The organism is Chitinophaga sp., assembly GCF_035564935.1.
Lineage (GTDB): Bacteria > Bacteroidota > Bacteroidia > Chitinophagales > Chitinophagaceae > Chitinophaga.
This window is the reverse complement of the sequence record NZ_DATMTE010000342.1, coordinates 1-12,159: the sequence shown is the minus strand read 5'-3', so window position 1 is coordinate 12,159 and position 12,159 is coordinate 1. Positions and strand designations below refer to the sequence as shown.

10 protein-coding genes are annotated in these 12,159 nt (G+C 49.5%); 7 read left to right on the top strand and 3 right to left on the bottom strand.

Features of this window, described 5'->3' with window-relative positions; all coding sequences use genetic code 11:
* Positions 1–45: 45 nt before the first annotated feature.
* The 6 genes from VN105_RS09070 (at position 46) to VN105_RS09045 (ending at position 9,727) form a co-directional block, all read left to right on the top strand.
* Positions 46–1,068, top strand: coding sequence for a FecR family protein (locus VN105_RS09070; protein WP_325640043.1), 1,023 nt, complete (start codon positions 46–48; stop codon positions 1,066–1,068).
* 86 nt (positions 1,069–1,154) lie between these two features.
* A complete protein-coding gene (locus tag VN105_RS09065; protein WP_325640041.1) occupies positions 1,155–4,604 on the top strand; it encodes a SusC/RagA family TonB-linked outer membrane protein in 3,450 nt (1,149 codons plus the stop codon).
* Positions 4,605–4,625: 21 nt separating this feature from the next.
* The gene (locus tag VN105_RS09060) at positions 4,626–6,335 is read left to right on the top strand and encodes a SusD/RagB family nutrient-binding outer membrane lipoprotein (protein ID WP_325640039.1); all 1,710 of its coding nucleotides are present in this window, start codon (positions 4,626–4,628) and stop codon (positions 6,333–6,335) included.
* A gap of 42 nt (positions 6,336–6,377) precedes the next feature.
* Positions 6,378–7,730 carry a PhoPQ-activated pathogenicity-related family protein gene (locus tag VN105_RS09055; protein WP_325640037.1) on the top strand — a complete coding sequence of 451 codons (1,353 nt, stop codon included), beginning with the start codon at positions 6,378–6,380 and terminating at the stop codon, positions 7,728–7,730.
* Positions 7,730–8,554 (top strand): glycerophosphodiester phosphodiesterase family protein, encoded by an 825-nt coding sequence (locus tag VN105_RS09050; protein ID WP_325640034.1) that lies wholly within the window; start codon positions 7,730–7,732, stop codon positions 8,552–8,554. The genes VN105_RS09055 and VN105_RS09050 overlap by 1 nt, the downstream gene beginning before the upstream one ends.
* Before the next feature lie 102 nt (positions 8,555–8,656).
* Positions 8,657–9,727 (top strand): hypothetical protein, encoded by a 1,071-nt coding sequence (locus VN105_RS09045; protein WP_325640032.1) that lies wholly within the window; start codon positions 8,657–8,659, stop codon positions 9,725–9,727.
* 14 nt (positions 9,728–9,741) lie between these two features.
* Here VN105_RS09045 and VN105_RS09040 read toward each other — a convergent pair whose 3' ends face one another.
* Positions 9,742–10,173, bottom strand: a complete 432-nt coding sequence (locus tag VN105_RS09040) for a hypothetical protein (protein ID WP_325640030.1) — start codon at positions 10,171–10,173, stop codon at positions 9,742–9,744.
* A gap of 12 nt (positions 10,174–10,185) precedes the next feature.
* The gene (locus VN105_RS09035; protein WP_325640028.1) at positions 10,186–10,587 is read right to left on the bottom strand and encodes a helix-turn-helix domain-containing protein; all 402 of its coding nucleotides are present in this window, start codon (positions 10,585–10,587) and stop codon (positions 10,186–10,188) included.
* An 81-nt stretch (positions 10,588–10,668) separates the two neighbouring features.
* Here VN105_RS09035 and VN105_RS09030 point away from each other — a divergent pair, with 81 nt between their 5' ends.
* Entirely contained in the window at positions 10,669–11,559 is an 891-nt protein-coding gene (locus tag VN105_RS09030; protein WP_325640026.1) for an NmrA family NAD(P)-binding protein, read from the top strand.
* A gap of 41 nt (positions 11,560–11,600) precedes the next feature.
* Here the strand turns inward: VN105_RS09030 and VN105_RS09025 are convergent.
* Positions 11,601–12,159, bottom strand: a 559-nt coding sequence (locus VN105_RS09025) for an HAD-IIA family hydrolase (RefSeq protein WP_325640024.1), incomplete at its 5' end; no start/stop codon positions are given.

Genomic DNA, 12,159 nt, shown 5'->3' with positions numbered 1-12,159 from the left:
ATATGAAGCAGTGAGGGATTTACTGTTTTCAAACGAATACATACTATGAAGCATTCAGCAATACTTATTGAAAAGTTTCTCCGGGATGAATGCAGTGAGGAGGAAAAGCAATGGGTAAAGGAATACATTGCACAACATCCGGAAGCTTTACAACCTTATTTAACAGAAGAAAGCTGGCATTCTTTTCAAACCGGCGAACAATTACCGGAAGCTGTTTCCGGTAAGATGATGATGGTGATCGGGGGCCATACCTTTCAAAAAAAGCATTCCGGTAAACGCTGGTATGCAGCGGCAGCCGCAGTGGTGCTGCTCATTTCCGGCGGGCTGCTGTGGAGCATACTACGTTCTTCCCCGGAAGAGAAAATGGCGGTGGTAAAACCGGCGCCGGTGAATGTGGCTGCTACGGCCCCTTTGCGCATTCTGATGAACAACACGAAAAAAATGATGCCCCTGCAATTAAGCGATGGTACCCTGGTAGAACTGGCGCCGCAGAGCGAAGTGAAATACCCGGAACCATTTACCGGCAACCACCGGGATATTTACTTAACAGGCCAGGCCGTGTTCAGGGTAACAGCGGATAAAGACCATCCTTTCACCGTGTATGCCGGGCAGTTAGGCACCACCGCATTAGGTACCGTGTTTAAAATAACAGCATGGGAGCAGAAAGGCATTACACAGGTACAGCTGATCAGCGGTAAAGTGGTAGTAAAGCATGAACACGCCGCTGTTAAAGATGTGTACCTGGCGCCCGGCCAGGAGCTTCGTTTCGACCGGCAAAAGAAAATGGTTACAGTTAATGCGGTCATCAGTAACAGGCAGGAAAAAACACCTGTACGGGTAAACGAAATTATCACCTTCAACAATGAACCGCTGGCGGGCGTTTTCAGGCAGCTCTCCGAAAAATATCATGTAAAAATTCAATACACAGAGAACAGCCTTACAGGCATGAATTTCACCGGCACATTCGACAGTAGCAAAGAAACATTAAAACAATTCCTGGCAACTATTGGTACGTTAAATAATCTTACTATTAATCAGAAAGATGATGTTATCTACATAGTACAATAATCCCGGAAAGATATTTTCCCATACTTACAACACCCGCAACCTCTATGAGGCTGCACAGACTTCCTTTTGCCTAAAATGAAAATTTTATGTGTGTAAAAACCAAGCATTCATGCTACGCAACTATCACCTGGGTGTTACTGTTGCTCTGGCAATTAACTCCCGGAAATGTACTGGCGCAAAATACCCGTCCTGCTGCCATTGGCATGATAAAGAATGAAAGTAATGAAACGCTCCCCGGCGTAATGGTAAAGATGGAAGATGCAGATAACAAAGTACTGGCAAGCACCGTCACCAATGAAAAAGGCATCTTTACATTTACCAGATTACCTGCCGGCGGCCCTTATCATTTTGTACTGTCACAAATGGGATACACTACCGATACCCTTCGCGGCTATATGATCAACGACTCCAGCAGGTTATCCTTATCGGTGGTACTGAAAAAAAAAGTAGAAGAGTTAAACCAGGTGCTGGTAACGGCACTGGGCATTAAAAGGGAAAAGAAAGCGCTGGGTTATTCCGTGGAAGAACTGGGTGGCAAAGAATTTAACCGCATGCCACAGGAAAACCTGCTCAACTCCATGTCTGGTAAAGTAGCCGGCGTTACCATCAACTCCACCGGTACTACCGGCTCCTCTGTAAGCATGATCATACGCGGCGCCACCTCCCTCAGCAGCGACAACCAGCCGTTGTTTGTGGTAGACGGCGTACCGGTAGCCAACACCGTTAACAACATCAGCCAGATAGGTAAAGATAATATGGTGGACTATGGCAATGCCATTTCTGATATCAATCCTGATAACATTGAAAGCGTTACCATCCTGAAAGGCCCCAGCGCCGCTGCTTTATACGGTTCCCGCGCAGGTAACGGCGTAGTACTGATCACCACCAAAACAGGTAAGAAAGTAAATAAGGTAACGGTGGATGCCTACGTAAACTCCGTGTTCGATATTCCATATAAATACCTGAACTGGCAAACGAAATTCGGCTCCGGTCAGCTGGCGGGCATTCCTTTTTCCCGCAGCGGCAACCTGCTCACGAATCCCTTTGGTAGCATCATCCAGGAAAATGTAGACGGTACTTTCGGCGCTGAATTGGATATGGGTTATGAAGAAGTGCAATGGAACAGTCCACTCGATGCCAACGGTAAAAAGATACCGATGCCGCTCGTTTCGCATAAGAACAACGTGAAGAACTTCGTTAACACCGGCATTACCACCATTGCCGGTGCTTCTGTTGCTAACAATAACGACAAGATCTCCTATCGCATTGCTTACGCCAACATGTCGAACAAAGGCATCATTCCCAATACCGATCTCTATAAAAATACACTGAGCCTGAACTCCGCCTTACAGGTAAATTCAAAGTTCAGCTTAAGCACCAACATCGATTTCAGCCGCAACAACTCCAACAACCGCGCGGCGGGCGATCGCGGCGCTAACCCATTGCAGGCGGTGTACAGCATCTCCCCGCATATTGATGTGCGCGACCTGGCCGACTACTGGATGCCGGGCCAGGAAGGACTACAGCAACGGACCCAATACAACGGCGTATTCAATAACCCTTACTTCCTGGCATATGAAGTGAAGAACGGGTTTGTAAGGGACCGGTTGTTTGGTAACATACGCGCCGACTGGAAAATACTGCCTTCCCTTACTTTTATGGCACGGTACTCACTGGATACCTATGGCGAAAAAAGGGAAACAAAAATTGCCAACAGCTACCTGAATAACCCCGGTGGCGCCTATGGTATCATCAACCTTGATAATTATGAGCGGAACATGGATGTGTTGCTTACCTATAAAAAAGCGATCCATCATTTCGACTTCTCCGTTTCCGCAGGAGGCAATATGCGTTACCAAACAGGCAGCAACACCACTACTTCCACCAAAGACGGTACCGGCCTTAATACACCGGGAGTATATACCATCCAGAATATTTCGCCCGCCAACCTCAACTATTACAGCAGCACTTTTGAACGCGGCGTGAACAGTGTATACGGTATGCTGAATGTGGGCTACAAAGGCATGGCCTATCTGGATGTAACCGGTCGTACCGACTGGTCCAGCACCCTCCCGGATGCCGCCTCCTACTTTTATCCATCCGCCTCGCTGAGTGTACTTGTGAATGAAATAGCGCATATTACATCTGATAAAATTAACCTGGTAAAACTAAGGGCCGGCGCTGCACAGGTAGGTAACGATGCATCCCCGTACCAACTGGTGGCCACGCTCAGCAGTGCAGGCGCCTGGGGTAATATACCGCGGCTTACCACTTCCGGCACCCTGCTAAACCCTTTCCTGAAGCCGGAAATAGCCACTTCTTATGAAGGCGGTACGGACATCAATTTGTTCAGGAACCGCCTCCGTTTCTCCGGCACTTACTATATTGTTGAAAACAAGAACCAGATCTTCAGTCCAAAAACACCGCCTTCCTCCGGGTATTCTTCCCGCAGCATCAATGCCGGTTTGCTCCGAAGCAGGGGCATTGAATTAACACTGGGCGGCACCCCTGTAGAAAGCAGGAACTGGAGATGGGATGTGAACTTTAACTTTACCCGCAACAGGACCCGCATTATTTCCCTGCCCGATGATATGCCTTACTACACCTTGTGGGAGGAAGGAAAAGGCGGGGCATGGACCTATGTAGGCGAAGATATCGGCGACATATACGATGCACAGCTGGTAACGGTTACCGACAAATCATCTCCTTACTACGGTTATCCAATATTGGATAATACCGGCAAATGGCAAAGTATAGACGCCATCAATACAAAAAATAAGATCGGCAATTTTAACCCGGACTTCATCATGGGTTTCCAGACCTCCATCTCCTATAAGAACTTTACGCTGAACATGACGTTCGACTGGAGAAACGGCGGCGATTTTGTATCGCAAACTTACCGTTACGGGGAAGAACATGGCAACTCACAACTGTTCCTGGATAAGCTCACCAACCCGGGCAATATGAAAGGACAGGAACTGCGCGATTACCTTGTGAGCCACCAGGATCAGCTGGTGATCCCTACCGGCAATAACTTCCCGCTGGTTGGCGGTCCCACGCCTGAATACAACAGTTTTCCCTTTACCTATGGCCCGTATGTACTGCCTTATGGCGGCGTATTTATTCCCGGCGTAAGGGCAAAGGGATACGACAGCAATGGTAACCCTACCGGCTATACGGAAAACCTGGGCAACGATGGAACGCTTACCCTTCCCTATGCCGGCAGTACTGCCTGGTCGTTTACCAGGGCGTTCTTATTCCCTGCATCGTACCTGAAGCTGAGGGAAGTATCGCTCACCTATGAACTGCCGCAGCGGGTGATCAGCTCCGCGAAACTGCAACGCGCCAGCTTCTCCGTGTACAGCAGGAATATTATCCTGTGGACGGCTGCAAAGATTGGCATCGATCCCGAAAATGCCTACCAGCCTTCCACCGCAGTGCAGGGCTCGGGCATGCAGTTCAAACAGGGCATCGAAAGATATAATGTTACTCCCTGGGCTATTCCCGTGGGCGCAAAACTGAACGTTACTTTTTAAGAGCTTCTTTAATCCTGATATATGATAACAGTGCGTAAATCCATTATACTCTGCATCGGGCTCCTTTGTTTATCGGTTTCGGCCTGTAAAAAGGACCTGATCAGCATGAACGAAAATCCCAACGGCGCTAATCCTGCTACCGCCAATCCCAACCTGGTATTGTCTACCGTGCTCACCACCGCAGGTATGCAGCTGGTAACCCTGGGCTACCAGGATATGGCGGGTGTGATGCAGCATACGCAGAAAGATGGCTGGACCACCGCCCACAACGAATACGATTGGGAAGGCTCCAACAGCTGGACCGGCTATTACGATGTGTTGCGGAACAACCAGCTGGTGTATAACCGGGGCGTGGAACTGAACAGTGAACTGCACCAGGGCGTAGCGCTGGTGATGAAATCCCTGCTCTTTGGCCTCATCACCGACCTCTGGGGCGATGCACCCTACACATTTGCCCTGCAGGGAGAAAACGGCACACCCGAAACCACGCTGCCGGTATTTGATCCGCAGCAAACTATTTACACCGGGATACTCGCAGATCTTGAAAAAGCAAACACCCTGCTTTCAAAGCCCAAAAGCGCCTATTCCAACCCCATTGACGCCGTAGACGTGTACTACCAGGGCGACCCCGTGAAGTGGCGTAAAATGGCCAATTCCCTGGCATTGCGCTACTATATGCGGCTGTCGGAGAAGCTGCCCGCCATTGCAAAGGCCGGTATTGAAAAAATAGTGGCCGATCCGGCGCAGTATCCGCTTATCCTCAATACAGATGGTTCTGAAGATGCTACCATGTCGTTTCCCGGCAACAGCAACGCGGATTCCTGGCCGGCCAACGTGGCTTACGATACCGACAGCAGCAACTACCGCCGTTTGAAAATGTGCGCCACTTTCGTCAATGCATTGCAGTTAAGACATGATCCGCGGTTGGGCGTATGGGCTAATAAAATACAATGTTTTTTATTGGTAGATGATACCAAACCAGCCGGCACCGGCAACGTATATAAAGCGACGGACACCGTGATTGCAGGAGAGCCGCGGAAGGTGAGATACATTTCCCCCGATGTGCTGACTTCGAAAGGACTTACCCTCAATGATATTAACCAGGATGAAAATTATGTGGGGCTGCCGCCGGCCATCTCCGGTCCTGCGGTGTATAACCTCAGTCCGGACGCCAGCCAGGCTTCCCGCAACCCGCATGTTTCCTGGCTCAACGATATTTACCAGCAACCGAAAGGCCCCCTGCTGAAAGCGAGGATCATTGCCGCCTCAGAAGTACATTTTATTTTGGCAGAAGCAGCGGCCATGAAAGGATGGGCCGCCGGCGATGCCGAAGCGCACTACAACGCGGGCATACAGGCATCGCTCAATGTTTGGGGAGTAGGTAGCAGCGCTGCCGCTTATCTCGCGCAGCCAACCGTAAAATTCAATCACACACAGGAACAGATCATTGTGCAGAAATGGATTGCCAGCTGGACCGCCGCAGCCGAAGCCTGGGCCGATTACAAAAGAACCGGCTTCCCGGTACTGCATGCCGGCCCTTACGCAAAAGGACCGGTGCTGCCGGTACGTTTGTATTACATGCTGGAAGAACGTAACCTGAACAAAGCAAACATGGAAGCCGCCGCCGGCCGGCTGGAGGTAACCAACTATTCTTCTTTCGGCGCCAATGGCAGCAAAAACAGTCCATGGTCCAAACCCTGGGTGATCCAGGGCACCGGAAAACCATGGTAATTTCTTATATTTCACTAAACCCTTCAAACAATTTACCCGGATATGAAGCAACTCCTTTTAAATGCCGCTGCCATGTTTGTGCTGCTGCTAAGCCAAACAAACATCTTTGCACAGCAAACAGTAACACCCGCTACCGCCCTTAAAAGTTACCTGAACAACGGGGATACCTCGTTCAAATGGGAACTGAAGGATTCCTTCAATGTAGTTAACGGTAAAGGCTATAACGTACTGCTTACCTCGCAGCAATGGCGGGAATATACCTGGAAACACCAACTCACCATCCTGGTGCCCGACGATATTAAATACGATGGCGCCTTGCTGTTCATCACCGGCGGCTCCGTAAAAGAAGGCATGCCCAACTGGAATGGCCCGGAAGATGAACTGTACCAGCAGATGGGAAAAGTAGCGGCCATCAACCACGCTATCACTGCGGTACTGCGTCAAACACCCAACCAGCCGCTGTTTGGTAAATTAACGGAAGATGCCCTCATTTCCTATACCCTTCACCAGTTCAAAAAAGACGGCGACTACAACTGGCCGCTGTTATTCCCCATGGTAAAAAGCGCCGTGCGCGCCATGGATGTGATCCAGGAGTTTGCTGTAAAAGATCTTCACCGCAAGGTGAATGGCTTCGTGGTATCCGGCGCTTCCAAACGCGGATGGACCACCTGGCTCACCGGCGCCAACGACAGCCGCGTAGTAGCCATTGCCCCCATGGTGATTGACGTGCTGAACATGCCCGTAAGCCTGGACTACCAGATCAAAACATGGAAAGAATATAGTGTGCAGATAGAAGACTACGTAAAACTGGGCATCCCCCAGGCGGCCCATACCAGCGAAGGCCAGGCCATCAATACCATGATCGATCCTTACTCCTACAGAAGCAATTTGTCTATTCCCAAAATGATTTTCATGGGTACCAACGATGAATACTGGGTAGTAGATAATATCAAGAATTATATAGACAGCATTCCCGGTAAAAACCTCATCAACTATGTACCCAATGCCGGTCATAATCTGGGTGATAAAGTACAGGCATTCCAGGGACTCAGCGCTTTCTTCGGCATGACGCTGAGCAAACAGGCCTATCCCGATTGCAGCTGGACCACCAGTACGCACAGCGGTAAAGTACAGCTTACCGCCAAAGCTACTTCCGACCGCCTGCTGGATGTGATCCTGTGGTCGGCCAATTCTTCCGACCTGGATTTCCGCAATGATAAATGGGAATCCAAAAGTTTGGGGCAGGCCCATCAATCGAAGGTAAAAGTGACCACTACCCTGCCTTCCAATGGCTACCGTGCTTTTTATGTAGACCTGAAATACCAGAATGCTACCGGCGGTACCTATACCGTTAGTACGCGTGTATTCGTGACCGATACCAAAGCCATTCTCTGATGAAAGCAGCCATATACCTTGCGGCAGCCTGCTGCCTTGCCATGAATACCTACGCCCAAACGCTGCCGGCTACACGAAATAAATTCGTGGTAGTAGCACATCGCGGCAACCATGTGCAGGTGCCGGAAAACACCGTGGCAGCTATTGAAGAAACCATCCGCTGCGGGGCCGACTACGCCGAACTGGATCTCCGCACCACGAAAGACGGGCAACTGGTGCTTATGCATAACGCCACGGTAGATAAAATGACGGATGGTAAAGGCAATGTTGCCGACCTCACACTGGCGGAAATTAAACAACTGCAGGTACGCAGTACCGATGGGAAAGTATACCGCGTGCCTACCTTTGCGGAAGCATTACAGGCATGTAAGGGCAGGCTGAATATTTACCTCGACTTTAAAGCCGCCGATGTTCCTGAAACCTGGAAGCAACTGCAGGCAGCCGGTATGGAAAAACAGGTGATCGTATATCTCAATGAAAAAGAGCAGTACAAAGCCTGGCGCAGCACAGCGCCCGAAGTGCCGCTGATGGCCAGCCTGCCGGATGGCATCAGTACGCCGGAGCAACTGGATAGCTTCCTGAAAAAAGTTCGTATAGCCGTATTCGATAATATTACCACACCGGAAATGATGGCCGTTGCCAGGAAATATAACGTGGCCATATGGCTGGATGTGCAAACACCCACTGAAGGGCCGGCCCACTGGCAGGCGGCCATGAGCAAGGGCATACAGGGCGTACAAACAGATCACCCGGAGGCGCTGATCAATTACCTCAACGCTAACCGCCTCCGGGATGGAATAACCACTACGGCATCGGTTCAGTGATAGAAAGTATTCATCAGCGGTAGCTTTTCCGGTTGAAAAGCTACCGCTGATTTTTTTTGAAAGAGCAGCCATCTTATCTTTAGCGCTCATTGCAAAAAAATTATGGCAGCATTCAGGCATATATCATTACCCATCTCTCATAAATTATCATTGCCACAAAACCCGGCCGGCATCGCTATGCTGGCAGATGGCGGGTATTTGCTCAACTTCAGCGCAAAGCCGGAAGTGATCAGGCTGAATGCTTCCCTGCAGGAAGTGTGGCGTAAAGATCTGCAGGCGCAAACCACCAACTATGTAACCTGCGAAGTATCAGCTTCCCCGGATAACAGTCTGATAGCGCTTTCCGGCGAAACGTCCGTAAGGATAACAGACCACAACGGCGAATTGCTTTGGCAATATGACCATGCCCCCTGGTATCATTTCGCAGGCTCCGGCTGCTTCTTTTCTGCAGATGCAAAATTCATGTGGTTCGTATCGCCGGAAGAACAGGATACACTGCACCGGGTGCGGTTATCAGATTTCACTATCATGGATAGCTACCCGCTGGAAAACGGCCAGGTATGCGCATATAATTTTTATTCCACCCCGGATAAAAATAAATTCCTGGTGGAAACTCCTGCCGGCCAGGACAGTATCACTTTCTACCTGGTTACCTTCAGCGATGAAGCCATGACAGTAGAAGAGCTAACGCAATGCGATGACCGGGTGGCCGGTAATTTTTCTCCCGATGGGAAAACATTTATTACAGGACCACATTATAGTGAAGCCATACAGTTATTCTCTTTCCCTGGTATGGAGAAAACAGCGGAACTACCACAGGAAATATTGTTTGATATCAACGACCAGTATAAGAATGCCGAGGATCCCGACGATATTAATTATATCGTTTTGTTCATTAATAACCATACTTTCCTTGTATTCACCCGGTTTGGCAGGCTTCTGCTGGCAGACCGTGATACTCTCTCCTGCTTTGGCGAATTGCTGCCGGAAGGTTGCGAGATCAGGGCTTATAACTTTGCCGGGGAACCCACCACTGATGCTGCCGCTATTGTTGATTATGGAGGAGATATTATAACAGTACGGATAAATACACAGGGACAATTGCTGATTACGCACAGGAGCGGGGAAGTGAGGGTCTATGAACTGCCGGAAATAAAAAAAGAGGCCATGTAAACCGGCCCCTTTCGTTAAAAGAAAATATCTACATAATCCACTACGTTATTCCCTTCGCAGTTATCCATTTCCTGCAGGCGCCAGTATTTACGCGCACCTTTGGCCAGGAAGTGGTAAGTGCCGGTTTTATCGCATACCTTTCCGCCATTCAGGTTTTTGTCCATGGTTTGAATGTTGCCTTCAAAAGTGAGTTCCCGGGCAGATACTACTTTCAGTATCCCATCGATGGTAACAAAGCCGCCGGTTTGCGTGTCGCGCTGCTCCCCTTTCACGGTGTAATTACCGTCTTTGTTTTTCTTTATCTGCACTTTGCCCGGGTTATCCCATCCAATCCACTGGAGCGTAAAATTGTGGGCGCCTTCCCTTAAGGTGGCTGTTTGTGCGTGACTGTAATATCCTGTAATAAGCATACCGCATAGCAGGAACAGGGCACGGATCTTTTTCATGATGATGTGGGTTTAATGAATGCCGGGGAAATTCTTCAGGTTCCTGGCGAATACTTTTGAATGTTCTTTACTGTCTGATACCGCCCATACCGCCATGGCATATAAAACAGGTTTCAGGTTGGCGCCTGTTTTTGTTAAGCTGTAGGTAACATGGGGCGGTACTACGGGCCTGGCTATACGTACTACCAGGTTGTCTGCTTCCAGTTGTTTGAGATGCTGGATCAGCATCTTTTCCGTAATAGCGGGGATCCCTTTTCTCAGGTCGCTGTAACGTTTGGCGCCGGACAACAATTGGAACAGGATGATCGGCTTCCAGTAGCCGCCAATCTTCTCCATCACGTAGGTGACGGGGCATTCATTGAATGCGGTCTGCTTGTTGGCCTGTATAACAGAGGTTTCTTTTACTTTCGTCATGATACATACTTTAGGGTAAGTACTTGTACAAAAGTAAGTACAAATTTACTTTTGTGCAAGCAACAAATAAACAAACAAATTATGAAAATCACTTTAACAGGATCATTAGGAAATATCAGCCTGCCGCTGGCACAGCAGTTAATTGCCGGCGGGCATACCGTAACCATCGTAAGCCATAACCCCGAAAGGATCAAAGCTATTGAAGCCTTGGAGGCCATCCCGGCCATCGGGTCTGTTGACGATCCGGCGTTCCTCCGCAACGCCTTTAAAGGCGCCGACGCTGTATACACCATGATACCGCCTGCTTTCCAGGCGGCGGACATAAGGCAGTATATACGCAACATGGGAGATAACTACGCCCGGGCCATTGCTGAAAACGGCGTAGGCCATGTGGTAAACCTCAGCAGTGTAGGCGCTCACCTGAAAAACGGCGCAGGGCCTGCGGGGGCTAACCACTACGTAGAAGCAAGGCTGAATGAACTAACGGATACGCATATACTCCATCTCCGGCCCGGCATGTTTTACACCAATTTTTTTGGCAGCATCCCTATGATAAAACAACAGGGCATCATCGGCAATAATTTCGATGCCTCTGTAAACATGGTGCTTACCCATCCCCGCGATATTGCCATGGTGGCGGCAGAAGCGCTGGATACACTGTCGTTCACGGGAAAGCATATACGTTATATTGGTCATGAGATCACCGGTGCGGAAGTAGCCGCTGTATTGGGCAATGCCATCGGCCGGCCGGAGCTGGCATGGATAGGATTCCCCGACAACGACCTGCTATATGGCCTGATGCAGAACGGCCTCACGGAACAAATGGCGAAAGTATATGTACTGGAAATCGGGATGGCATTGAGAGAAGATAAGCTGTTGGACAGTTACCGGGAACACCGGCATAACGCCGCCGGCAGCATTGATTCCTTTCATCATTTTGCCGGGGATTTTGCCGCAGCTTACCATCAGTAATAAAAGCAGGGGCGCCATACAAAGCGCCCCTGTAAATTATTTTAATAAGCTTCCGCAAAAGCAGGCGCTCCCATCACTTTCATAAACAGCTCTTCATCCAGCAAATCTTTCACCGACTTAATAATAAAATCAGGCGAATAACCGAAATGAGCAAGATCACTTTCATGGGTTACACCTGATAAGGTGAGTACGGTGGTAAAGCCCATGGAGCCGGCGCCCAGGATATCCGTTCCCATGGTATCGCCAATCATCACGGTTTCATCTGTGGTAAGCTGCAGCGCTTTGCGCGCCATGCGCATCATCACCGGGCTGGGTTTACCCACGCTGAAAGCCTTGATACCACTGGCAAATTCCAGCATCGCTACTAAAGCCCCGCAACCTGCCCTGTACTTACCATCGCCCATGGGGCAGTTGGGATCCAGGTTGGTAGCAATTAATTTAGCGCCTTTCATGATCATGTTGATCGCTTTGTCTACCGATTCCAGCATGATGGTTCTTCCTTCCCCGATAATCACATAATCCGGCTGATCATCTACAATAGAATAACCTGCATTATACAACTCGGTCAGCAAACCACCTTCGCCGATCACGTATGCCGTA